Here is a 23,909-nt window from a genome sequence, read left to right on the forward strand (position 1 = left end):
AGGAGAATCGAAAATTGTTGGGGAAAGTCTTAGCGTGCCGTGCTCAGCAGGTGGCGCAGGCTGTTATCCAAGTGGACGGTTGTGGCTGCGCTGGCCACGACCGGGTTTCCATGGGCAATCGCCAGGGCAATCGACGCGTGTTCGCGTGCGGCGTCGCGAAGCCGGGCCGGATTGTCCTTGCCCAGCCGCCGGACTCGCACCAGGTGGATGCGCAGGTTTTTCAGGGCCTGGCTCAGGTAGTGATTTCCAACCGCGGCATCCACTGCACTGTCCAACTCGCCTGCCAGCCGGTAATAGTCGGTGCGGCTGGGGTCATTATCTGTGAGGAGCTCACCAGCGTTCGTGAGTTTTTGGTGCAGGGCCAAAAAGATCTCTGGATCGCAGAGTTTGGCTGCGAGTTCTGCTGCACGGCATTCCAAGGCAGAACGCAGCTCAAAAAGCTCATCGAGGTGGTCAAGGGAGATTTCGCTGACCACGGTGCCGCGCCCACTCTGTGGTTCCGTCAGACCCTCGGCACCCAACCTGGCAAGCGCCTCCCGGATGGGGGTGCGGGAAACGCCGAGCCGTTCCGAGAGTTCAACCTCACCCAGTACGGTGCCGGGCTTGAGGCGCCAATTGATGATGTCACTATGCAACGACGCATAGGCGCGTTCACTGGCTCGCATGGCACTCCTTGTCCGGGTGGCACCGGCGCCACGGCGCCCGGTAAAGCAGATGAGATCAACAGTACCCTCCCAGTGTATACAGAAAATGGGTCAATAGGGCGTAGGTGCCAACATTTCTCTGTAAATCACTAATTTGTGTATACATAGTGGGTTGTCAACGACACTGAAACAACACTAGTATGGCTCACATCACATCAACGTGGATGGAGCACAAACCATGGGCCAGAACATCATCGGCTACCGGGACGAATACCAACGCAGCCTCGATGACCCCGAGGGGTTCTGGCTCGACGCTGCCCAGGCTGTGGAATGGACGGTTCCCCCTACCCAGGCTTTCGACGGCGGACAAGGGCCCGCAGGTCGCTGGTTCCCGGATGGTGAGATGAACACCGCCTACAACGCCCTGGATCGCCACGTTGCGGCCGGCCGTGGCGAGCAACCGGCCCTCATTCATGACTCAGCGATGACAGGCGCCCAGCGAAGCTATAGCTACAGCGAGCTGACCGATCAGGTGGCCCGCTTCGCCGGCGTGCTCCGGGCCCAGGGCGTGCGCAAGGGGGACCGGGTGCTGATCTACATGCCCATGATCCCGGAGGCGGCCATCGCCATGTTGGCGGCAGCACGACTGGGTGCCATCCACTCGGTGGTGTTTGGGGGCTTCGCTGCCAGTGAGCTGGCCACGCGCCTCAAGGACGCCACACCCGTGGTGCTTGTGACCACCACCGGCGGCCTGGAACCGAACCGCGCCATAGAGTACCTGCCCACGGTTCACGAGGCGCTCACAAAAGCTGGCACCCCGGAGCTGCCCGTCATCATCAAGCACCGTGAAGGGTTCACCGGGCTGCCGGAGGGCCTTGAGCTGAACTTCACCGACTGGGACGCCGCGCTCGCCGCTGCTGAACCGGCCGAGTGCGTGCCTGTCAAGGCGAGCGACCCGCTCTACATTCTTTACACCTCCGGCACTACCGGCACGCCCAAGGGGGTAGTGCGCGACAACGGGGGACACGCCGTCGCACTTCTGTGGACCATGGCCAAGCTGTACAACATTGGGGCCGGGGACGTGTGGTGGACGGCGTCGGACGTGGGCTGGGTGGTGGGCCACTCCTACATTGTCTACGGACCGCTGCTGGCCGGTGCCACCACGCTCATGTACGAGGGCAAGCCCGTGGGTACCCCGGACGCCGGCGCGTTCTGGCGCGTCATCGAGGCGCACCGGGTCAAGGCGTTGTTCACGGCGCCGACCGCCCTGCGCGCCATCCGCAAGATGGACCCGGAGGCTGCACTGCTCAAGAAGTACGACGTCGGCACTCTACAAACGCTGTTTACCGCCGGTGAGCGGTTGGACACCGACACCTACCACTGGGCCAAGAAGGTGCTCGGGATCCCCGTCGTGGACCACTGGTGGCAGACCGAAACCGGATGGGGCATTGTGGGCAACCCGCAGGGCATGGACCCGCTGCCCATCAAGGCCGGCTCGCCGTCGCTGCCGCTACCCGGCTACGACCTGCGCATCCTAGACGGGTTCGGGGAGGAAGTGGCTGCCGGGGAGGAGGGCAACATTGTGCTGGCCCTTCCGCTGCCCCCGGGCACGCTGACCACCTTGTGGGGCAACGACCAGCGCTATGTCGATTCATACTTGGGCGCCTTCCCCGGCTTTTACGCCACCGGGGATTCCGGCTACCGGGACGGGGACGGCTACGTGTTTGTTATGGGCCGCACGGACGACATCATCAACGTCGCCGGGCACCGGCTGTCCACCGGCGCCATGGAACAAGTCGTGGGCACTCACCCGGCCGTCGCCGAATGCGCCGTCATCGGTGTGGTCGATGCGCTGAAGGGGCAAAAGGCCATGGGCTTTGTGGTGCTCAAGGCCGGGGTCTCGATCGATCCGGAGGTGCTGGAGCGCGAGCTGGTGGCGCTGGTGCGGCGCGAGATCGGGCCCGTGGCCGACTTCAAGAACGCCGTCGTTGTGGATGCGCTGCCCAAGACCCGTTCCGGGAAGATCCTGCGCAAGACCATGCGCCAGATTGCCGACGGCGAGCAGTACACGGTGCCCTCCACCATTGAGGACCCGGCCGTCATCGAGGTGTTGGCCCCGCTGCTGCTCGCCACGCGGGCACCACAGTAGGGGCAGGCCTTCACGGTCGGGACCAGCGAAACTCCAATTCGGGCCGGCCTGGCGAGCCGTGCCGGGGAGCCTTGACAGCCGAGCCGGTCTCCGCCAGGTGGTCCAGGTAGCGTCGGGCCGTGACTCTGGACATGGCCAGCCCTGCCGCTGCTTCGGTGGCGGATGCTGGCATCGTCTGCGCTCGCAGCCAGTCGGCCACGGCGCCAAGCGTCTGCGGCAGCATACCCTTGGGCAACTGCAGCTTTCCGGTCGGTCGCAGTGCCGAAAGTGCCCGGTCGATGGCGTCCTGCGAGGTGTGTGTACGGTCCGCCAACACGTCGTGGTAGGCCCGGTAGCTCTCGAGCTTTTCCCGAAACGCGGCAAAGGTGAAGGGCTTGATCAGGTACGCCGTAATGCCCAGTGCGATGGCCGAGCGCACTACCTGCATGTCCCGCACAGCCGTGATGGCCACGACATCCGGAACCAGCCCCAGCCCGTGGATGCGCCGCAGCAGGTCCAGCCCGTGCCCGTCGGTCAGGTTCATATCCAGCAGGATTAGCTGAATTGGGGAGGTGGCCGGGTCGTTGAATGCAGCCAGCGCCGCGCCCATGCCGTGGGCCTCGGCCACCACCTCAAAGCCGTCCAGCCGCCGCACGTAGTCGGCGTGCGCGGCGAGGGCGATGGGCTCGTCGTCCACCACAAGCACCCGGATTGGTGCGGGGCCGATCACGGGGTTGCCTGCGCGGTTCCAGTAGGTGAGCCCGCGGCGGCCGGTCCGGCGGCGTCCGAGAGGGGCACGACGGCGGTCATGACGGCGCCGCCGTCGTTCTCACCGATGATGGTGCCTCCGAGAGCGGCAGTGGCGCGGCGAATCAGGGCGATCCCATAACCGCGTCCGCCCGGCACCACCGACGTCTTGCCGGTGGTGCCAATCCTGCCGAGCACATCCAGGTCGGTGGTGGGCAGTCCCGGTCCGTTGTCGGCGACCGTGATGGTCAGAGCTCCGTCGGCCACCAACAGGTCCACCCACACGGTGGGCCCGGCTGGCCCGCGGGTCCCTCCCGCCCCGGCGGCCGCGTCGATGGCGTTGTCCACCAGGTTGCCCAACAGCGTCACGAGGTCGCGGGCATCAAGCCTATCCGGAGGCATGGTGCCGGAGGCGGTGAGCTCAAGGCGCACGCCGCGTTCGTCCGCTTGGGCGCGCTTGCCAAGCAGCAGGGCCGCCAGGAACGGTTCGTCCAGAGTACCCACGGACTCCCCGCCAAGCCGGACGCTCTCCGAGAGTTCGGCGGCGGCAAAGTCCAGGGCTTCGCCGGCCCGGTCCAGCTCGATCAGGGAGATGATGGCGTGGAGCCGGTTCGCGTGTTCGTGTGTTTGGGAGCGCAGCGCCTCCACCAGGGTCTGGGTGCTGCTGAGGCTGCCGGCCAGGCTGGTCAGTTCGGTGTGGTCGCGGAAGGTCGCCACCGTCCCGGCGGGGGTGCTGCTGCCCGGGGCCCGGGCGGGGCGCTGGCTGACCACCAGCAGCCGGTCCCCGGCAAGGTGGACCTCGTCTGTGGCGGTGCGCCCGCTGCGCAGCAACTCCCGGAGCGAGCCGGGCAGGTCTAGGGCGTCCAGCTGCGGCGATGCGGCGGGGTCTATGCCCAGCAGCAGGGCTGCGTGGTCGTTGTACAGCACCATGGTGCCGCCAGTGTCGACCAGGACTAGGCCCTCGCGCACCGAATGCAGTACAGATTCGTAGTAGGCGAACAGCTGCCCGAGCTCCGCGGGCCCCCAGCCGAAGGTCACACGCTTGAGGTAGCGGCCCAGGGTCCATGCAGCCAGCGAGCCAGCGAGCAGCAGCGCTGCTGCCAGGCCCAGCACCTCCGGCAGCCTGGCCGCGGCCAGCACCTCGACGTTGTGCACTGTCACCCCGGCGGACACCATGCCCACCACCGTACCGGCCGCATCCTTGATGGGCACGATCGCCCGCACGGAGGGCCCCAGTGTGCCGGCCGTAGTCTCAACAAAGGCCTGGCCCGCCTGCGCCTGCTTGATCGATCCGGAGTAGGTGCCTCCGATCCGGGCCGGGTCCGGGTGGGTCCAGCGCACCCCGTCCGGGCTCATCATGGTGACAAAATCGACGCCGGCGTTGCCCATGGCGGCCCGGGCCCAGGGCTGCAGCACGGCGGAGGGGTCCGGCGACGCCGCGGCCGCCACAGCCAGGGGCGAATCCGCCATGGATGTGGCGACGGAGAGCATGCGCTGACGGGTCTGCTCATAGCTGCGGGAGCCGGCGTCGGAGACCATGACAGCGGCAAAGGCCGCAGTCAGTACGACGGTGAACAGCAGGTTCCCCAGAAACAGCCTGCGGGCAATGCTCCAGCGGTGCCACAACATGGAAAAACCTTTCGTGCGACCAATATGAACACAACCGTGAGGCGGGTCACTTTCCCGGGCAGTCTTGTGTGAGGCGGATCGCATGCCACCTACCAATGCTAACCACCGAAGATCACAAGGAGTGACCATGAGCTCTCAACGAAGAGGGACGCCCGCCGCGGCCAAGCGCCGCCGGCTGGACAAGACCCACTGGCTGTACATCGCCGTCATCGCGGCCGTGGTCCTGGGGGCGGCCATCGGATTGCTGGCCCCCGAGACCGGGAAGGCGCTCAAACCGCTGGGGACCATGTTCATTGCCCTGATCAAGATGGTCATTGCGCCGATCATCTTCTGCACCCTGGTGCTCGGTGTCGGCTCCATCGCCAAGGCCGCCACTGTGGGCAAGGTGGGCGGGCTGGCGCTGCTGTACTTCATGACGATGTCCACCGTCGCGCTGGGCATCGGGCTGGTGGTGGGCAACATCATCCACCCCGGCTCCGGACTGCACCTGAAGCCGTACTCGGCAGCCGCCTCCGCCGATGAAAACCCGACCGTGAAATTCCTCATGGGCATGATCCCGGGCGATATCCCGGTGCTGCCGACCCTGGTCCTGGCCTTGCTAGTGGGCTTTGCGCTGCAGTCCCTGGGCCAGGCAGGCGAGCCCGTGCTCAATGGTGTCCGGCACATCCAAAAAGTCGTGTTCAAGCTGATGATGATGATCATGTGGGTGGCCCCTGTGGGCGCCTTCGGTGCCATTGCCGCAGTCGTCGGTGCCACCGGCTGGGCCGCGATCGGCTCCATGGCCATCCTGATGGGCGCCTTCTACCTGACCTGCGCCCTGTTCATCGTGATCATCCTCGGTTCGATCCTGCGCCTGGTCACCGGCCTGAACATCTTCACCCTGATGCGCTATCTGGCCCGCGAATACCTGTTGATCTTCGCCACCTCCTCCTCCGAGTCGGCTCTGCCGCGCCTGATGGCGAAGATGGAGCACGCCGGCGTGTCCAAACCAGTCGTGGGCATCACCGTCCCCACCGGCTACTCCTTCAACCTTGACGGCACCGCCATCTACCTGACCATGAGCGCGTTGTTCATCTCCACCGCCATGGGCATCCCGATGAACCTGGGTGAGCAGATCGGGCTGCTGGTGTTCATGGTGATCGCCTCCAAGGGCGCCGCTGGCGTGACCGGGGCCGGGCTGGCCACACTGGCCGCCGGGCTCGCCGCGCACAAGCCGATCCTGCTCGACGGCATGGGCGTGATCGTGGGAATCGACAAGTTTATGTCCGAGGCAAGGGCCCTGACCAACTTCACCGGCAACGCCGTCGCCACCTTGCTCATCGGCAAGTGGACTCATGAACTGGACCTGGACCAGGCCCGTGCCGTGCTCTCCGGCCAGGACCCCTTCAATGAGGAATCCATGGACGACGGAGACCACGGCTCCGCGGGTGGGGACAGCGCCAGCGCCACGGCAGAAGGCTCCGCGGTTCCCGTTGCGCACGACGACGAAAGGGTTCCGGCCGGGGTGTAAATCGTGCCGACAAGCGACGGTGTTCTGCCACGGGGGCCGTTGTGGTGATTCGCCGCTGGCCGGCCACCGGCGAATCACCACAACGGCCCCCGGGCTTCGCCAAGCCGTCCGAAACGGCAGGGTAGGCGGAGGGAGTTACTGGGCCAGGGCGTGTACTTCGGCCTCGCTACCCTCCGCCGGTGCCACCGTCTCGTCCGCAGGATCTTGTACCTGCGTGCCGAGGTGGCCGCGGGTGAGTTTATTCATGATGAGCGCGATCGCGCCGTCGCCGGTGACGTTCGTTGCCGTCCCGAAGCTGTCCAGGGCGATGTACGCCGCAAACATCAGGCCCACCTCGACCTCTCCGAAGCCGAGCATCTGCGCGAGCAGGCCCGCGGCGGCGGCGATGGCGCCGCCGGGTACGCCCGGGGCGGCGATCATCATGACGCCGAGCATCAGGATGAACGGAAGATAGGCCCCGAAGGAGACGTCGCCACCGGTGAGAAGCAGTACGGCGATCGAGAAGCAGGTGATCTTCACCATCGAGCCGGACAGGTGGATCGTGGCGCACAACGGGATAACGAAACCGGCAACCGAGTCCGACACGCCGTTCTTCTTGGCCGAGGCGAGCGTGACCGGAATCGTTGCGGCGGACGAGGACGTGCCAAGTGCCGTGAAGTAGGCGTCGCGCATGTTCCACAGTGCCTTGAACGGGTTGATGCCGGACATCCCGCCCGCCACCGAGTACTGGGCGAGCAGGACGATGAAGGTCAGCCCAAAGGACACAAGTGCCACGAGAAGGAACTTCGTAACGACAGTCATCGCCGAACCGCTCGCTGAGAGATCCATGAAGATGCCGAAGATGAACAATGGCAGGGCGGGCACGATGATGCGCCGGATCACGGACTCGATGACGGTGCGGAACTCGACGGCTCCGCGAAAAAGAACCTTGCTGTGGAAAGCCGTGATGCCAATACCGAGGATGAAAGCGAGCATGAGTGCGCTCATGACACCGATCACCGGCGGCAGGACGATCTCTGTCGCCGACTCACCTGCGCTGGCCACCACTGTGAGGTACGGCGTGAAACCGGAACCCGACTCTTCGCCGAACCCTTCAAGTCCGCCGCCTGAGAGCGTCGAGGTGAACAGCCACCGGCTCACGAAGTAGGCGAGCAGTCCGGCGAGGACCGTGGAGCCATACGCGATCATGGCCGTGATCCCGAGCCACTTCCCGGCACCCTTGCCAAGTTCGGCGATTGCGGGCATGACCAGCCCCAAGATGATCAATGGAACGACAAAGCCCAGGAAACCCGAGAAGATCGAATTGTAGGTCAGGAACACCCCGCCGAGCCACACTGGCATGACGGGGCCGGTCAGAATACCCAAAACAATGGCGATGATAATCCAGCCGAGCAGGGGGATCGATTTCAGCAGCTTCAAGGTGGTCCTCAGGTCGGAGGGATCGGGACGCGCGGGTATGCGCAAGGTGTTTGTGGCGCCGGACACGCCTGAGCAATACTAGACGGTGTGGGGCAGAGCACGTAATCGGCTGCGGGGTTAGCGCATGGATTGCCGGCTATTTGGCGGAAACCGCGGGCGTGCCAAAAAGGCCCGGATTCTTGGCCGACTTCGGCTTGCGCACGTGAGTGCCCCACTTGTAGGTCAGTAGCGTCAGGGACAGCTGGATCGGGAACGCGATGGCTGGGACGCCGCCGGAAATCAGGCAGATAAGCACCGGCAGTAATACGATCAGCGTCAGGTCCGGCCCGATCAAAAAGGACCTGATGGCGCCGGTGGGTATGGGCCCGGTGGGGGATGCGACCGCGGGCATGTTCCAGTCGGGGGCCGGACGGAAGCCTGCCCGCAGGGTGGCCGCACCCAGACCCGGGCCGGCCAGCAGGGACAGCACCAGTAGCGCGGGGGAGCCCACCCCCAGGGCGAGCAGCAGCCCGAAGCAGACCGGAGCCCACACGGTCATGACCGTCGCGGGAACCACGTAGTGGACCAGACGCACCGTCTTGGCCGGCAGGGGCATCAGGGCGTCAACGGCTGGGTTGCCGGCAGAAAAGCGGGCCGTTGCGCCCATGGTTGTCGCCGCAATGTAGGCGCACAAGAACACCGCCACGGCGATCAGCACGGCATTGCCGAGGAACTCCACGGATGCCAGCGAGGCGGGAATGACTGCCAGCACCACCACCCGCAGCAACATGGCGGGGGAGCGCAACGCCATGGTGGCGTGGGTGCTGATCAGCGTCTTCACGCTGCGCGAAAGCAAGGTGCCGTTTTTGAAGATCAGCTTGAGCCGGATTCTGCTGGAGCCCGTGGAGGGTGCGGCGCCTAGGGACCGGGAGAGTTCGGTGGCGTCCATGGACAGCAGTGAACCGGCCGCGTAGGCGCCGGCGGCGGCGCTGGACTTCAGCGCGGACGTGGTGATCCGCTCCAAGTTCAGGTACACCAGGGCCAGCAGCCCCAGTGCCAGGGCCACCAACAGCAGGGGCCACATGGCGCCGTCGGCCACCAACAGGGGCCAGCTGGTGGGCAGGTATTCCAGCCATGCCGTGTTGGCGCCGGTGATGGCGCCGGCGCCGGCCACATTGTTGTACAGGGCCGTGGCCACCAGGGTCAGCGGGGCGAGCACGGTGATGGTGCCGGTGACCTTTTTCAGCCACTTGCCCGATCCGGTGATCTGGCACCAGGCGGCCAGGCCGAACAGCAGCCATGCCAGGCCGATGCCGCACAGGGCCGCCAGGGCAATGCTGCCCGGGGTAGGGGAGAAAGCCATGCCCAAAGCCAGGGGGACGGCCACGGCGATGGCCGCCCCTGTCGGCCAAAGTAGCGACTTCAAGAACCCCGGCTGGATGAACCCCCGGCGGCGCACGGGCAGTCCCAGCCACCAAGCAGTTTGCGGCAGGGTCATGGCCACCGGACCCATGTTCATTTCCACCGACAGCAGGGCCGCGGCCAGCGTCAGCAGCACGGTGGCGCTGGCCTGCAGCAGTGTCACCGAGTGAAAACCGGGGGCGACGGCGGAGGCCAGCAGCACCGATTCGTCTCCCACGCCCAGGCTGTGGCGCAGTGCAACGATGAGCGCCCCGGCCATAGTCAGCAGCGTCAGGGCACCGAGGAGGGAGGTATAGACCTCGGAAATGAGCTCCATGAGCCCGCCTTGGGTGCGGCTGAGCCCGGCCCGGAATGTGTACTGGCGGATTTCCTTGGCGGAGAAGCGTTCGCTGGTTTGCATATTTGCCATGGTCAAGGGGGCCTAGTCCGTGTGCGGGTTCTCGGAGGAGATTGCCACGGCCGCCTGGGCTGGAGTCATGGCGTGGATGGTGTCGGCGATGAACAACGCCTTCGTGGCCACTGTGGACAGGAAATCAGGGTCGTGGGTGACCACCAGCAATGCCAGCCCCTCGTCTACCTCGGCCCGCAATCGGGTGGCGAGGCGGTGCCGCATGGCCGTGTCCAGCCGCTGCTCCGGTTCGTCTAGGACCAGCAGGGAGCGGGGGCGCACAAACGCCGAAGCCAGCAGCATCCGCCGTCGCTGTCCCGAGGAAAGGTTGTACGGCCGGGACGTGGCCAAGGCGGCAAGGCCAAAGAACTCCAGCTCGGAGGCGATCACTTCCTCAACGTCCTGTACCCCGTGCCCCGCGGAGACAATAGCTAAGTGTTCCTCCACGGTGAGGGCGGGGAAGAAGGCGTCGTCGTCAAAGACCACCGCCACTTCGCGGCGGAAGTCCAGGGTCCTGTCGTCCACTTCCGCGCCGTTGATCAAAGCGGTTCCGGAGACGGCCTCGAGCTGGCCCACCACGGTTTTCACCACTGTGGACTTCCCGGCGCCGTTCGGGCCCACCAGGGCCAGTGCCTGCCCGGCGTGCAGGCTGAAACTGACCACCCCGCACACTGCTGTGGTGCCGTAACCGGCCTGCAATTTTTCGGCGCGGACCACATCTTTGCGCCGTGGGACAGTGGTGTTGGCGGGGCTCGTTACTTTGCTCATCATTTCGAAGTATAGGCGGACCCCGGGAACGTTCAGGCTCCACTTGAGGGTCAAGGCTCAAAACGCAGTAGAGGCAAATGGCCAAAAGATGGCGCCGGCACCCGGTAACGTAGTACGTGGTAGCGGTGAATCATGCAAGCGGCGAAAGTGTGGACTGATAGGTGAGCAACGAGCAGGGTGCAACGGCACTTGCCGGCGAAGATGTACTGGGCCCCACAGGGCGTCCCGTGACGGAATTTCCTGAACCTCCCGTCCTCACCTCGCATGGCCCCGCACGCATCATCGCCATGGTCAACCAAAAAGGTGGCGTGGGAAAAACGACGTCGACCATCAACCTGGGTGCCGCATTGGCCGAGGCCGGGCGCAAGGTTCTGCTGGTGGACTTTGACCCGCAGGGCGCCCTGTCCGCCGGGTTCGGTACCAACCCCCACGAGCTGGACGTGACCGTGTACAACGTGCTGATGGACCGCAAGGTGGACATCCGCGACGCCATCATCCACACCGATGTTGAGAACATTGACATCCTGCCGGCCAACATTGACTTGTCCGCAGCGGAAGTCCAGCTCGTCAACGAGGTGGCTCGCGAACAAGTCCTGGCCAGTGCGCTGCGGAAGGTCGAAGACGACTACGACGTGGTCCTGATCGACTGCCAGCCCTCCCTAGGCCTGCTCACGGTTAACGCCCTGACCGCCGCCCACGGCGTCATCATCCCGCTGATCTGTGAATTTTTCGCCCTGCGCGCCGTCGCGCTCCTGGTGGAGACCATCGACAAGGTCCAGGACCGCCTGAACCCGGGCCTGCAGGTCGACGGCGTGCTGGCCACCATGTATGACGCCCGCACCCTGCATGGGCGCGAAGTCCTGGCACGCCTGGTGGAAGCCTTTGGTGACAAGGTCTTCGAGACTGTTATCAAGCGGACCATCAAGTTCGCCGACGCGTCGGTGGCCGCCGAACCCATCACCTCCTATGCGAGCAACCATCCGGGCGCGGAATCGTACCGCCGCCTGGCCAAGGAACTGATCGCCCGTGGCGGCTCGCCCTAACTTGCAGCCCACACATCACGCCGCGGGGATCGCGGTCGCAGCAGACCCGGCAAGCCCGGAGCCTGCCATCCCGTCCTCCAGTACTCGCCGATTCGAGGTCCGGCTGGAGAATTTCACGGGCCCCTTCGACTTGCTTCTGGGCTTGATTTCCAAGCACGAAATGGACGTCACCGACGTCGCCATTGCCACCGTCACCGATGAATTTATCGGCTACCTGAAGGCCCTGCAGGAGCTTGGCGGGGGATGGGTGTTGGATGAGGCCAGCGAATTCTTGGTCCTGGCGGCAACACTTCTTGACCTGAAAGCTGCCCGCCTGCTTCCTGCCGGGGAAGTGGAGAACGACGACGACCTGGCCCTTCTTGAGGCGCGTGATCTCTTGTTTGCGAGACTTTTGCAATACAAGGCGTTCAAGGAAGTGGCATCCTTGATGGGGGCCGAGCTGGAACGTGAAGCCAAGCGCTTCCCCCGCCTGGTTGGTTTGGAAACGCACTTTGCAGCCCTGCTGCCGGAACTGGTGTGGCGCCATACTCCGGAGCAGTTTGCCGAGCTGGCCGGCAAGGCCATGGAACCCAAACAGGTCGCCATCACAGAGGTGGGGCTGGCACATTTGCACGCACAACCCGTCAGCGTCCGCGAACAAGCGGCCATCGTGACGGCCATGTTGACTGCCGGCATGCCCGAACTCGGGTCAGCTGCTGCCAGTGGCTGGAAGGGACAGCAGTTTTCATTCCAGGCACTCACGGCGGACATCCAGGACACCATGGTGGTCATTGCCAGGTTCCTGGCGTTGCTGGAATTGTTCCGTGATGCGGTGATCTCCTTTGAGCAACCCCACCCACTGGGGGAACTGTTAGTGCGATGGAGTGCAGGCGTCCGCCGAAACCTGCTCACGGACAGTGATTTTGACGATGAACAGCATTCCCCGCACCGGCTTGGGGAAGTAGAAGGGGAAAGCCCGTGAGCGCAGAATATGAGCCGGCAGCGCCGAAGCCACGTGACGATGGGCAAGCGGAAAATTTCGCTTCCGGAGCTGGGTTGGAGGCGCCCGACGGCGTTCGGGCCGCGTTGGAAGCGGTGCTCATGGTGATCGATGAACCGGTCTCCGAGGAGCGGCTGGCCGCCGTGGTGGGTCTGCCCACGGCCACCATACGTGACCAATTACACGAACTGGCACGGGAGTACGACGGCTATACTAAGGAAGGTGACGCCATACCGGTGCGCGGTTTTGAACTTCGGCAACTCGCCGGAGGCTGGCGTGTTTACTCACGCCCCGCGTATTCCGAGATCGTGTCACAGTTTGTTGTGGACGGCCAGACGGCCCGGCTCACGCAGGCAGCCTTGGAGACCTTGGCGGTGATTGCTTACCGCCAACCTGTTTCGCGAGCCCGGGTTTCCGCCATTCGTGGCGTGAACGTGGACTCGGTGGTGAGGACGTTGGCGCAGCGCGGCTTGATTGAGGAAGTGGGCACCGACCCGGTGTCAGGGGCATTTTTGTACCGCACCACAGCGTACTTTCTGGAACGGTTGGGGATTGGGAGCGTGGATGAGTTGCCGCAGATCGCACAGCACTTGCCTGGTCTGGAAAACCTCCACGAGATTGAGAATGCACTCCTGTAACCACGTATAACGCCAGCCCCGCAGCACCCCTGAACACTCTTGAAACACCCACTTTTTAGCACCACAACATTTAGCATTAAGGACAAACCAATGACACCGTCGCCCCGTTCCGGGAGCTCTTCCGGGCAGAATCAGCCGCGAGGAGGCAACCCGCGCTCCGGCGCACCCAAATCCGGTGGGTACAAGGGTGGCTCCGGCGCACCCCGCTCCGGCGCGCCCCGCTCCGGCGCGCCCAAATCCGGTGGGTACAAGGGTGGCTCCGGCGCACCCCGCTCCGGCGCGCCCCGCTCCGGCGGCTATGAGGGCTCCGGCACGCCCCGCTCCGGCGGCTATGAGGGCTCCGGCACGCCCCGCTCCGGCGGCTATGAGGGTTCTGGAGTCTCCCGCGCCCCGGGCTCCGGAGCTCCGCGCACCGGCGGCCCCAAGTCGGGCAGCAAGTTCGGCGGCCCCCGTACCGGTGCCAGCTCCTTCGGCGCCAGGGCAGCAGCCCGATCCGGCACAGGAGCCCAGCGGCCCTCGCAGCGCGGCGCCAAGCCGTACAAGAACGAACAGTACGGGCGCAACATGGGCCCGGTGAAGAACCGTCCCACCGAGCAGAACCGCCGCCCGGAGACCACCACCAACGACGTGGACATCCACAATGTCGACGGCGTGCGCCTGCAGAAGGTCATGGCCGCGGCAGGGGTGGCATCTCGCCGCCTGTGCGAGGACATGATCCTGGAAGGCCGCGTCCAGGTCGACGGCGTCACCGTCTCCCAGCTGGGCCTGCGTGTGGATCCGGAAACTGTGGACATCGCCGTGGATGGCATGACCATTCAAACCAACGAATCAATGGTCTACATGGTGTTCAACAAGCCCAAGGGTGTTGTCTCCACCATGGAGGACCCCGAGGGTCGTCCGTGCATCACGGACTTCCTGAAGAAGCGCCAGGCCCGTGAGCGCCTCTTCCACGTGGGGCGCCTGGACACGAGTACCGAAGGTCTGCTGCTGCTGACCAACGACGGCGAGCTTGCCAACCGTTTGAGCCACCCCAAGTACGGGGTGCCCAAGACGTACCTGGTCCAGGTCCGCGGCCCGATGGCCCAGGGCATTGGCGCACAGCTCAAGGACGGCGTGGAGTTGGAGGACGGCTGGCAAAAGGTTGACTCTTTCCGACTGGTGGACTCCACACCGGGCCACGTACTGGCCGAGGTGATTTTGCACTCCGGCAAAAACCGTATTGTGCGCCGTATGTTCGACGCCGTCGGATACCCGGTAGAGCGCCTTGTCCGTGTGAAGTTCGGCCCCATCGCCTTGGGCGACCAGCGCCAGGGCAGCGTCCGCATCCTGGGACGCCACGAAGTGGGCCACCTGATGGCAGAAGTGGGAATGTAGGCAGCGGATGAATCCTACTCATCTGCTCGGACCGGTGCTGGTACTCGGCAGTGGACTGCTGGGAGCCAGCATCGGTCTGGGCTTGCGGGCGCATGGCATTGACGTAGTGGTCTCCGACCCGTCCCCGTCAGCACAGGCCGTGGCCATCGACATTGGCGCCGGCCGCGCCTTTGACGTCTCCGAGGACCTTGCCCCCGAGCTTGTGGTGGTCGCCGCGCCGCCTGACGTGAGCGCAGCAGTGGTTGCTGGCGCCCTGAAAACGTACCCCGACGCCGTCGTGGTTGACATTGCCAGCGTGAAGGTGGCCATCGCTACCGAACTTGAGACAATTCTAGGGGCCGACAGCGAACTCCTTGCACGCTATGTGGGCACACACCCCATGGCCGGGCGCGAACGCTCCGGCCCGGTTGCGGCCCGGGGTGAGCTGTTCAACTCGATGCCGTGGGTGCTGTGCGCCTCGGAATCCAGTTCCAAGCATGCTGTGAAGGTGGCGCACTCGCTGGCCATCGACATGAACGCCGTGGTGTTCAGGTTCAGCCCGGAGGAACACGATTCAGCCGTTGCCTTGGTCAGTCACCTTCCACAGGTCATGTCCTCGCTGGTGGCGAGCAGACTGGCAGAAACCCCCGCGCATGCGCTATCGCTGGCTGGCAACGGCCTGCGCGATGTAACACGCATTGCTGCCAGCGATCCCACCTTGTGGGTGCAGATCCTCGGCGCCAACGCGCCGCGGCTGCTTGAGATTGTGCAAGGGGTGCGCACCGATTTGGACCGGCTCATCACCACGCTCAGCGCACCCACGGCACCCGGCGCCCGGCTTGATCTGGCGCAACTGATGGCCGAGGGCAACGCAGGGCAGAGCCGTATCCCGGGCAAACATGGCGGGCCGGCACAGCAGTACACCTGGTTGACCGTCCTGGTTGACGACAAACCCGGACAGATTGCAAAGTTGCTGACCGAGATTGGTGCCATTGGCGTCAACGTTGAAGATCTGCGCCTGGACCATTCGGCGGGATTGCAAGTGGGCATGGTTGAACTTTCGGTGCTCCCCGCCAAGCGCGTGGGCTTGGTGGAGGACCTGACAGAACGTGGTTGGAAGGTAATTCTGTGAGTGGCAACGAAGTGACTGACATGTTTGTCTCGTTCCCCGAGCCGGTGGTCAAGACCGCTCCGGTGCGGACAACGGAGCGCATCCGTTTAGGCAAGACCCTGGTGATCGCCATCGACGGCCCATCCGGATCGGGCAAGTCCAGCGTCAGCAAGGAAGTTGCACGCAGGCTTGGCTTGGCGTTTCTTGACACGGGCGCCATGTACCGGGCGGTGACGTGGCATTGCCTGAACGCCAAGATTGACTTGAAGAACGCGGCCGCCGTTGAAGCTGCCGCACGCACCATGCGTTTTGAGCAGAACCTGACCCCCGACGCTGACTTCGTCAAGGTTAACGGCATCAACGTCACCGAGCCTATCCGCCGGCCGGAAATCTCCCAGAACGTCAGCGCGGTCGCCACGAATCTCGGTGCCCGCAAGGAACTGGTGCGCCGCCAGCAGGCCATCATCGCCGAGTGCAACCAACGCATCGTGGTGGAGGGGCGGGACATCACCACGGTGGTGGCTCCCAACGCTGAGGCCCGCCTGATCCTGACGGCCAGCGAGGAAGCTCGCCTGCGGCGCAGGGGACGCCAACTCGGGGGCACGCAAACAGCCGCACAGCTGGCCGAGCAGGTTCTTGCCCGTGACGCCAAGGATTCAACCGTGGTGGACTTCCAACGGGCAGCCGACGGTGTGTTCACGGTTGACTCCTCGGAGCTGGACTTTGCCCAAACCGTTGACGCCGTCATCAACGTGGTGCGTCGGGCCGTGAACGAGGTCCCCACGGCATGAGCAAAAAAGATTCAACAGCTACGCCGGTGCTGCGGGTCATCACGGCCGCGCCTCCACGCTGGAAAACACGCTGGAGCCGCCCGCTGGGGCGGGTGCTGGACCACGGGATCTACCGCACCAGTGTCCACGGCCGGGAGAACATCCCTGCGCAGGGCCCGGTCGTGTTTGCGGCCAACCACCTAAGCTACCTCGACGGCCCGGTGATGGTGGGCGCTGCCAGCCGGTACATGCATGTGATGGTCAGGCATGACATGTTCACGGGGCTTCTGGGCTGGGTGCTCCACACCTCAGGGCAGATCCCCGTGAACCGAACAGGCGACCGGGCCGCCTTGCAACATGCCAAAGGCGTGCTGGACCGGGGCGACTGCGTTGGGATCCTGCCCGAAGGCACCCGGGGAACCGGGGACGCCGCCAACATGAACGGCGGAGTAGCCTGGTTGGCACTGAACTCCGGTGCCGCCGTCGTACCCGTTGCCATTCTGGGAACCCGGCGTGGCAACGAACATCGCGACACAATTCCCCGCCCACGCCGCCATCTGCACGTGGTGTTTGGGGAGCCCTTGAAAATTGCGCGTGAGCCCGGAGTTTCCGGCCGTGTTTCAATGGACAGGGCAACCGAAATGATTCGCCTGCGCCTAGCTGGCCATATTGAGGCAGCTACGGCCGCTACGGGCCAGGATTTACCTGCGGATGACGACCTACCATCAAAGCATAAAGGACAGTAACCATGAGCGACTCCAAGTCTGCCACGCGCCCCGATGAGGGTGAGTTCAGTCACCAGGAATACGTACCCACGGGTACTGACCACATTGCCGAGCGGCTGGCGGAAATCTCCGACGAGGATGCTGACACCCGCGCAGCGGGCCTGCTTGCCGGTCTGGCCAGCTACGAGCTCGACGACGAGGATGCAGCGCTTCTCGCCGGCGGCTTCGACGACGGCACCAGCGAGGATGCCCTGCGCCAAGACCCTGTCCTGGCGATCGTGGGCCGCCCCAACGTGGGCAAGTCCACGCTGGTAAACCGCATCCTGGGCCGCCGCGAGGCCGTGGTGGAAGACACCCCCGGGGTGACCCGCGACCGGGTACAGTATTCAGCCGACTGGAATGGCCGCAACTTCACCCTGGTGGACACCGGTGGCTGGGAGCGCGACGCCAAGGGGCTCCACCAGCGCGTGGCCGAGCAGGCTGAGATCGCCGTCGAAATGGCCGACGCCGTGCTGCTGGTGGTTGACGCCGTGGTTGGCATCACCGCCTCCGACGAGGCGATCGTGCGCATGCTGCGCAAGTCCAAGAAGCCAGTCATTTTGGTGGGCAACAAGGTCGATGACTTGGTGCAGGAAGCTGACGCTGCAGCGCTGTGGGGCCTTGGCCTGGGAGAGCCGCACCCGGTGTCCGCCGTGCACGGCCGCGGTGTTGCCGACATGTTGGACCGCGTCATGGAGGTGCTGCCCGAGTTCTCCGCCGTTGCCGGCGTTGAGCGTACCGGCGGTCCGCGCCGTGTGGCCTTGATTGGCCGCCCGAACGTGGGCAAGTCCTCGCTGCTGAACAAGCTGGCTGGCTCCGAACGTGTGGTGGTTGACAACGTTGCCGGCACCACCCGCGACCCGGTGGATGAGCTTATTGAGCTGGGCGAGAGGACGTGGCGCTTTGTAGATACCGCGGGAATCCGCCGTCGCCAGCACATGGCACAGGGGGCCGACTTCTACGCCTCCCTGCGTACCCAGGGTGCCCTGGAGAAGGCCGAGGTGGCCCTGGTGCTGTTGGCCGTGGATGAGGTCATGAGCGAACAAGATGTGCGCATCTTGCAGCTGGCCATCGAATCCGGACGTGCGCTGGTGCTGGCCTTCAATAAGTGGGACCTGCTGGACGATGAGCGCCGCAAGTACCTGGAGCGTGAAATTGAGCAGGACCTGGCACACGTTGAGTGGGCTCCTCGGGTCAACATTTCAGCCAAGACCGGCTGGCACAAGGAGAAGCTGGTTCCTGCCCTGGACCTGGCCCTTGAGAACTGGGATCGTCGCATCCCCACGGGCCGCCTGAACGCGTTCCTGGGTGAGCTCGTCTCCGAGCACCCCCACCCCGTCCGCGGCGGCAAGCAGCCGCGCATCCTGTTCGGCACGCAGGCCTCCAGCCGCCCGCCGAAGTTCGTGCTGTTCACCAGCGGGTTCCTGGATGCAGGCTACCGCCGCTTCATCACGCGCCGCCTGCGTGAAACGTTCGGCTTTGAGGGTACGCCCATCGAGGTCAGCATGCGCGTACGCGAAAAGCGCAGCCGGAAGAAGTAACGTGCAAGACCACGAGACCCCCATCACACCGGAATTGGTCAGACTGGCCCAAAATATGAGGTAAACTTTTTTGCGGTGGTTCAGCCACGGAAGATCTCTTCCGGCTGCTGAGCTTTCGGGCTGTAGCGCAGCTTGGTAGCGCACTTGACTGGGGGTCAAGGGGTCGCAAGTTCAAATCTTGTCAGCCCGACCGAACAATTGAAGGCAGTGTCCATACGGACACTGCCTTCAATTGTTTAACGAGACCCTGCGTCCACCCGTGGGGTGTGGGGACTTTCCTGGTTAGGGGGTTAGCGGCCAAAATGTGTGTATGGCCCGGGGGTGTCAATGGCTTTTTCCGCCCCTTCCTTGCTGGATTCCGTTGCCGTCTTCGTAGCTGGAGGCTGTGCCGTAGAGGGCAGGGCCGGATGGGCTCCTCGACCACTTTTCGTTCCTTCTTCTTGGGTTGCCAGTGATGAAGCTTCACTAGTTCCCAGGAATCTTTTGGGGACTCGGTGAGTTGATAGAGTTACCAGTCCTCGGCTCGTTTGGCATGATCGTCGCTAAGGCCTCGATGGTTCCGTAGAAGATGCTTCAGGCCGGCATTGACGTCACCTTCCAGCGGGCTCGTAGTCCGAGGTAATTTCCGCCCCTGGGTAACGTGGGTGAGACAACTAAACAGGTGCTCGTTCTTCAAGACTGTGGCCAGTGTTCCCTTGGCCCGGCGTAGGCGCATATGTGTAAACCACCAGAGCTGGCCAGCACCGATAGGGGAGGGCCTTTCACCGTTCTTCTTCGCGTAGCTGCGGTGCTTCAGAAACGTCTCCCACAGCCCTTCCCAGGAGGCGAATTCACTGGCCCAAACAGCTGCTTGATCTAGAGTTTGGATCGGCGTCAAAACCTTCGCTAGGGCCGGTAATTCCTTGCTAGCATCGAGTTTCGAACGCATCGTGAGGTGCGTGCGAATGTTCTGCTGGATATAAACAAACACCGCTGCACGCGTGTGTCTGGCGAGTGCTGACGCAACGCACTCTCGAGGCCTTTGTGCCCTTCACCGACCACCCATTGATGGTGCGGGTAGTTGCTGCAGCAGGGCAGCCCAAGAGGCGTGCTTTTCTCGGTCGCACCACTGCCACGCAACGACGTGATCACCGGTGTAAGCCACCAACACACACCACCCGTTGGAGTACGTTCCAACACCATGCACTCTGACGCCGGGAGGTCCGTGCAGAGCCTACGTTGGCGTCTTGACGGGTCTTGCCGATGATCCATGACAGGAACGCTGTGAACGCTGCTTTCTTGCTGACATCAACACGAGACTGGGTACTGGAGGCACCGCAGGATTTACACTGCCACCAGGTTTTCCCTTGTCTAGTCGAGCCGTTCTCACAAGCTTCTGATTACATAAACCACACCGGGGCTATTCTGGGGAACTGTCACCCAATATGCTTTCAAAGCATGTCCACACCCCTACAACCCGCATAAACACTGGCCAAAAAAGCAATTCTGTACACACATTATGGCCGCTAAACCTGGTTAGGGTGGGAGCAGCGGTTCGATTCTGGGAGGGACAATGACCGGGACCATCATTTACACGATTGGCCACTCCACGCATCCACTGGAGGAGTTCATCAAGATTCTGCACGCAAACGCCGTCGATCTTCTGGTCGACGTGCGCACGGTGGCAGGGTCCCGCCACAATCCCCAGTTCGGGGGTGAAGAACTCGCTGCGACGCTGCCGGCGGCCGGGATCAAGTACCGGCAGACGAAGGAGCTCGGCGGCCTCAGGTACACCCGCGTCGCCCAGGAATCCATCAACGGGGCGTGGCGGAACAAGAGCTTCCGCGACTACGCCGACTACATGCAAACGCCGGAATTTAGCGTGGCCGTGGACGAGCTGGTCGTCCTAGCTCACAAGCAAACTGTGGTGATCATGTGTGCCGAGGCCCTGCCCTGGCGCTGCCACAGGTCCCTGATAGGGGACGCATTGCTGGTGCGGGGCGTTCACGTGGTGGATATCATCGGCAGGACCTCGTCGAAGGCACACCTGTTGACCCGCTTTGCCAGGACCGAGAACACCAACGTATGGTATCCGCCCGAGGACGACGGCGGTGCCGCCCAGCAGCCTTAGGGCTTCACATCGAGAGGTGCGCCAGGATTCCCGCGCCGGTGTACTCCTTGCGATTGTGGCCGTGTTCGGTGTCCGCAGCGGGGCGAAGGCGCCGGCCGGGAACTGGGTGTCAGCGTCCAACTCTGAGCCGGCACAGGCCCAGACGCTGGCCGGTTAGTTCACTGGCAGCGATGACGGATCGGTCATGATCGTTGCCACTCACAACGACGGTGGTCAATTGGGGGACGCGAATATGGCGTGCCTTTTTGCGCACGTGAGCGGCGGTCCGGGGCCCGTGCCGCTCACTGGCCGCGCCTCCTGGTACGCACCGTGATGAGCGCCCCGGCAACAATGAGACCCTGGCCCACCGTATAGGTCAGCATGACCGTTCCACTGAACCAGCCGGGCGCCAGATCGGCGGCGAACAAAGTAAACGCCAGGATAGTGTCAGAGGCCAAAAAGAACACCCCTCCCCATAGGACTACCGGATGGCAGCGCGTTGCAAGCGCAGCGGTCCCCCCCCAAGACAATACCGTAGGCTGCCACGGCGACGGCCAAAGCCCCTGTACGTGGCCACATGATCACCAGCAGCACGATCCACCAGAGACCAAAGACAAGAGCCCACCACGGTACTGAATTGATCGCGAGATAGCGCCAGAACAAGCGCATGTAGCAAAGGTGCGCGATCCCGAAGCAAAACAGCATCAGTGGCAAGGTGGGGGCGAAGGGGAAGAAAGCGCCAGCACCATCGCCCAGCCATGAGAAGAACAACCCGGCCACCAGGAGCCCAAAGACCACCCGGTTGCCAAACCGCCACAGGCCCCAGCCAGCGGCCACGATCAGGGCCGGCATGAGCAGCAGTTTTGTGGGGCCGGCCACTGCGTCGTTGTAAGCGAAGCGCGTTCCAACATGGACGACGGAAACAAGGACGTAGGGGACAAAACCCCACCACAAGGGTCGGGATGTCGGTCTGGACAGGACCACTTTAGCGGACATGCGTCTCCTTGGGCGGTGCGCGGTCGACGGTGGGATGCCGCCAAGAACTTCGTCCGTGCACACCGAGGCGTCGGCGGCGCTTTCGACGCTAACTCTGGCCAGCCGTGAACCCGAACCGGCCGGTCCTAGCCTGCCGGTTCGGGGCCGCAGACACAGGGCCCGTGCTAGGTCCTGACCTTTCGTCCTGAGCCAGCCAGCTGGTCTCCATCCAAGGCGAACAAATCGGCCGATCCAGCGGTTGCCGCGCCGAGAAGGCTGGCAGATTGGGGAAGGAGCTGCTGGGTGTAGAAGCGGGCCAGCACCAGCTGCGTCTTGGCCAGCTCGGCGTCGCCCGTTGCTTGGGCCGCAACCGCTGCGCGAGCCAGCATCCACGCCCCGGTGCACAGCCCCCACATCCGCAGGAATGGTGTCGAGCCGGAGAGCACTGCGTTCGGGTCCCCGGCGCCTGTCCGCAACATCCACAAGGTGGCCTCTTCAAGGACAGAGAACTGCTGGCTGAGTTCCTGGCGGATTGAGTCGAACTCTACGCCTGCACCTGCCAGGTCCGCCTCAACCTCGCGCATCGTTGCCAGAAGTTCCAAGATGGAGGCGCCACCGCGCACACCGAGCTTTCGGCCCACCAGGTCCGCGGCCTGGATGCCGTTGGTGCCCTCATAGATGGCCGCGATCCGTACGTCGCGCACATGCTGCGCGGCACCTGTCTCCTCGATGAAGCCCATGCCGCCTTGGATCTGCAGTGCGAGCGAGGTGAGTTCGTTGCCAAGGTCCGTGCCAAACGACTTGCAGATGGGCGTGAGGATCCCGACGATCTCCTCCGCCCGGGCCCGCGCTGCCGGGTCCGGATCGTTGGTGCTCCGGTCCACATAGGTGGCGTCGAGCAACATGAGGTACCGCATCGCTGAAAGGTAGGCCTTTTGCGTCATCAGCATCCTGCGCACATCGGGGAACTCAATGATGGCGGAGTCCGGGCCCGGCGCTCCGATTGCCAGGCCCTGGCGCCGCTCCTGCGAGTAGGCAAGCGATTGTTGGTAGGCGCGTTCGGCGACGGCGAGGCCCTGCACGCCAACCCCGAGCCGGGCGCTGTTCATCATCACGAACATGATGCGCATTCCCTTGTTCTCTTCACCGATGAGGTAGCCGGTGGCGCCCTCGTAGGAGAGGACACAGGTGGGGGAGCCATGGATGCCCATCTTGTGCTCAAGGGAGACCGTCGCCACCGCGTTGCGCTTGCCCAGGGACCCGTCGTCGTTGATAAGGAACTTGGGCACGATGAAGCAGGAGATGCCGCGAGTGCCCTCGGGGGCGCCCGGGGTGCGGGCAAGAACAAGGTGCACGATCTGTTCGGCCATGTCATGGTCGCCGTAGGTGATGAAGATCTTCTGCCCGGTGATGGCAAAGCTGCCGTCCTCTTTTGGGACGGCGCGTGTGGTCAGCGCCCCCACATCGGATCCGGCCTGCGGCTCGGTGAGGTTCATGGTGCCGCTCCACTCGCCCGTGACCATCTTTGGCAAATAGCGCTGTTTGAGCTCGGCGTCGCCGTAGTGCAACAGCGCCTCGATGGCGCCCTGTGTCAGTAGCGGCCCGAGCGAAAACGCCATGTTGGCGCTCGTCATCAGTTCCTGGATGACCAGACCCACGGTGCGCGGGAAGCCGCCCCCACCAAATTCCTCCGGCAACGGTACGGAGCCCCAGCCGGCGTCGACGTACTGGCGGTAAGCCTCCTTGAACCCCGCAGGGGTTGCCACGGTGCCGTCGGGAAGCAGGCGCGATCCCTCCACGTCGCCGGCCCGGTTTGTTGGCGCCACGACTTTCGCCACGAAATCCCCGCATTGTTCAAGGAGCTCGATGACGGTGTCGAGGTCTGCATGTTCAAAGCCGGGCATTTTCGCTAGGTCCGGATACCCCACGACATGCTCGAGGGCGAACGCAAAATCGGCAATGGGGGGCTGGTATTGGCTCATGCCAGTCAGCGTACCTTGGTGCAACGGGTT

At 64.1% G+C, this 23,909-nt stretch carries 22 protein-coding genes and 1 tRNA gene; 13 read left to right on the forward strand and 10 right to left on the reverse strand.

Going from position 1 to position 23,909, the window contains the following annotated elements:
- Nucleotides 1–29: 29 nt before the first annotated feature.
- Nucleotides 30–665, reverse strand: coding sequence for a GntR family transcriptional regulator (locus tag AOC05_RS04435; RefSeq protein ID WP_062006004.1), 636 nt, complete (start codon nt 663–665; stop codon nt 30–32).
- Nucleotides 666–882: 217 nt separating this feature from the next.
- Between AOC05_RS04435 and AOC05_RS04440 the strand changes: the two genes are divergently transcribed.
- A complete protein-coding gene (locus tag AOC05_RS04440; RefSeq protein WP_062006006.1) occupies nt 883–2,793 on the forward strand; it encodes an AMP-binding protein in 1,911 nt (636 codons plus the stop codon).
- A gap of 10 nt (nt 2,794–2,803) precedes the next feature.
- Here the strand turns inward: AOC05_RS04440 and AOC05_RS04445 are convergent, their stop codons facing one another.
- A complete protein-coding gene (locus AOC05_RS04445) occupies nt 2,804–3,502 on the reverse strand; it encodes a response regulator (protein WP_315899874.1) in 699 nt (232 codons plus the stop codon).
- Nucleotides 3,499–5,148 carry an ATP-binding protein gene (locus AOC05_RS04450; protein ID WP_062006008.1) on the reverse strand — a complete coding sequence of 550 codons (1,650 nt, stop codon included), beginning with the start codon at nt 5,146–5,148 and terminating at the stop codon, nt 3,499–3,501. The genes AOC05_RS04445 and AOC05_RS04450 overlap by 4 nt, the downstream gene beginning before the upstream one ends.
- 127 nt (nt 5,149–5,275) lie before the next feature.
- On the opposite strand from AOC05_RS04450, the gene AOC05_RS04455 reads away from it, so the two are divergent.
- Nucleotides 5,276–6,658, forward strand: a complete 1,383-nt coding sequence (locus AOC05_RS04455; RefSeq protein ID WP_082357763.1) for a cation:dicarboxylate symporter family transporter — start codon at nt 5,276–5,278, stop codon at nt 6,656–6,658.
- 135 nt (nt 6,659–6,793) lie between these two features.
- Here AOC05_RS04455 and AOC05_RS04460 read toward each other — a convergent pair whose 3' ends face one another.
- The 3 genes from AOC05_RS04460 to AOC05_RS04470 form a co-directional block, all read right to left on the reverse strand.
- Nucleotides 6,794–8,077, reverse strand: a complete 1,284-nt coding sequence (locus AOC05_RS04460; RefSeq protein WP_062009359.1) for a dicarboxylate/amino acid:cation symporter — start codon at nt 8,075–8,077, stop codon at nt 6,794–6,796.
- 136 nt (nt 8,078–8,213) lie between these two features.
- Entirely contained in the window at nt 8,214–9,887 is a 1,674-nt protein-coding gene (locus AOC05_RS04465; RefSeq protein ID WP_157374900.1) for a DUF6297 family protein, read from the reverse strand.
- Nucleotides 9,888–9,899: 12 nt separating this feature from the next.
- Nucleotides 9,900–10,637, reverse strand: a complete 738-nt coding sequence (locus AOC05_RS04470; protein ID WP_231687178.1) for an ABC transporter ATP-binding protein — start codon at nt 10,635–10,637, stop codon at nt 9,900–9,902.
- Nucleotides 10,638–10,795: 158 nt separating this feature from the next.
- Here AOC05_RS04470 and AOC05_RS04475 point away from each other — a divergent pair, with 158 nt between their 5' ends.
- The 9 genes from AOC05_RS04475 to AOC05_RS04515 all read left to right on the forward strand — a co-directional run bounded on the left by AOC05_RS04475 (nt 10,796) and on the right by AOC05_RS04515 (nt 19,023).
- The gene (locus AOC05_RS04475; protein WP_062006013.1) at nt 10,796–11,677 is read left to right on the forward strand and encodes a ParA family protein; all 882 of its coding nucleotides are present in this window, start codon (nt 10,796–10,798) and stop codon (nt 11,675–11,677) included.
- Nucleotides 11,661–12,638, forward strand: a complete 978-nt coding sequence (locus AOC05_RS04480; RefSeq protein WP_420480375.1) for a segregation and condensation protein A — start codon at nt 11,661–11,663, stop codon at nt 12,636–12,638. The genes AOC05_RS04475 and AOC05_RS04480 overlap by 17 nt, the downstream gene beginning before the upstream one ends.
- Nucleotides 12,635–13,294: an SMC-Scp complex subunit ScpB gene (gene scpB / locus AOC05_RS04485; RefSeq protein WP_082357764.1), complete on the forward strand. Its 660-nt coding sequence runs from the start codon at nt 12,635–12,637 to the stop codon at nt 13,292–13,294. Before AOC05_RS04480 ends, scpB begins: the two co-directional genes overlap by 4 nt.
- Nucleotides 13,295–13,384: 90 nt before the next feature.
- Complete coding sequence (locus AOC05_RS04490; RefSeq protein WP_062006015.1) at nt 13,385–14,668, forward strand: pseudouridine synthase; 1,284 nt, start codon at nt 13,385–13,387, stop codon at nt 14,666–14,668.
- Nucleotides 14,669–14,675: 7 nt separating this feature from the next.
- Nucleotides 14,676–15,779, forward strand: a complete 1,104-nt coding sequence (locus tag AOC05_RS04495) for a prephenate dehydrogenase (protein ID WP_062006017.1) — start codon at nt 14,676–14,678, stop codon at nt 15,777–15,779.
- A 20-nt stretch (nt 15,780–15,799) separates the two neighbouring features.
- The gene (gene cmk, locus AOC05_RS04500) at nt 15,800–16,549 is read left to right on the forward strand and encodes a (d)CMP kinase (protein WP_062009367.1); all 750 of its coding nucleotides are present in this window, start codon (nt 15,800–15,802) and stop codon (nt 16,547–16,549) included.
- Nucleotides 16,546–17,274 carry a lysophospholipid acyltransferase family protein gene (locus AOC05_RS04505; RefSeq protein ID WP_082357765.1) on the forward strand — a complete coding sequence of 243 codons (729 nt, stop codon included), beginning with the start codon at nt 16,546–16,548 and terminating at the stop codon, nt 17,272–17,274. The genes cmk and AOC05_RS04505 overlap by 4 nt, the downstream gene beginning before the upstream one ends.
- 2 nt (nt 17,275–17,276) lie before the next feature.
- The gene (der, locus tag AOC05_RS04510) at nt 17,277–18,833 is read left to right on the forward strand and encodes a ribosome biogenesis GTPase Der (protein WP_062006019.1); all 1,557 of its coding nucleotides are present in this window, start codon (nt 17,277–17,279) and stop codon (nt 18,831–18,833) included.
- 116 nt (nt 18,834–18,949) lie between these two features.
- A tRNA-Pro gene (locus AOC05_RS04515) sits at nt 18,950–19,023 on the forward strand.
- A gap of 318 nt (nt 19,024–19,341) precedes the next feature.
- Here AOC05_RS04515 and AOC05_RS04520 read toward each other — a convergent pair.
- Nucleotides 19,342–19,803: a hypothetical protein gene (locus AOC05_RS04520; RefSeq protein WP_062006021.1), complete on the reverse strand. Its 462-nt coding sequence runs from the start codon at nt 19,801–19,803 to the stop codon at nt 19,342–19,344.
- Nucleotides 19,804–20,385: 582 nt separating this feature from the next.
- Here AOC05_RS04520 and AOC05_RS04525 point away from each other — a divergent pair.
- Together AOC05_RS04525 and AOC05_RS19275 are read left to right on the forward strand one after the other, a co-directional pair.
- Nucleotides 20,386–20,943: a DUF488 family protein gene (locus tag AOC05_RS04525; protein ID WP_062006023.1), complete on the forward strand. Its 558-nt coding sequence runs from the start codon at nt 20,386–20,388 to the stop codon at nt 20,941–20,943.
- Between the two features lie 16 nt (nt 20,944–20,959).
- Nucleotides 20,960–21,100 carry a hypothetical protein gene (locus AOC05_RS19275; protein ID WP_157374901.1) on the forward strand — a complete coding sequence of 47 codons (141 nt, stop codon included), beginning with the start codon at nt 20,960–20,962 and terminating at the stop codon, nt 21,098–21,100.
- A gap of 124 nt (nt 21,101–21,224) precedes the next feature.
- On the opposite strand, the gene AOC05_RS20525 is transcribed toward AOC05_RS19275, so the two are convergent.
- The 3 genes from AOC05_RS20525 to AOC05_RS04535 form a co-directional block, all read right to left on the reverse strand.
- Entirely contained in the window at nt 21,225–21,380 is a 156-nt protein-coding gene (locus tag AOC05_RS20525) for a hypothetical protein (RefSeq protein ID WP_335337608.1), read from the reverse strand.
- On the reverse strand, nt 21,370–21,918 hold the full coding sequence (locus AOC05_RS20530) for a lysoplasmalogenase family protein (RefSeq protein WP_335337609.1): 549 nt from the start codon (nt 21,916–21,918) through the stop codon (nt 21,370–21,372). The genes AOC05_RS20525 and AOC05_RS20530 overlap by 11 nt, the downstream gene beginning before the upstream one ends.
- A gap of 164 nt (nt 21,919–22,082) precedes the next feature.
- On the reverse strand, nt 22,083–23,879 hold the full coding sequence (locus AOC05_RS04535; protein WP_062006026.1) for an acyl-CoA dehydrogenase: 1,797 nt from the start codon (nt 23,877–23,879) through the stop codon (nt 22,083–22,085).
- Nucleotides 23,880–23,909: the final 30 nt, after the last annotated feature.

Source organism: Arthrobacter alpinus, from assembly GCF_001294625.1.
GTDB lineage: Bacteria > Actinomycetota > Actinomycetes > Actinomycetales > Micrococcaceae > Specibacter > Specibacter alpinus_A.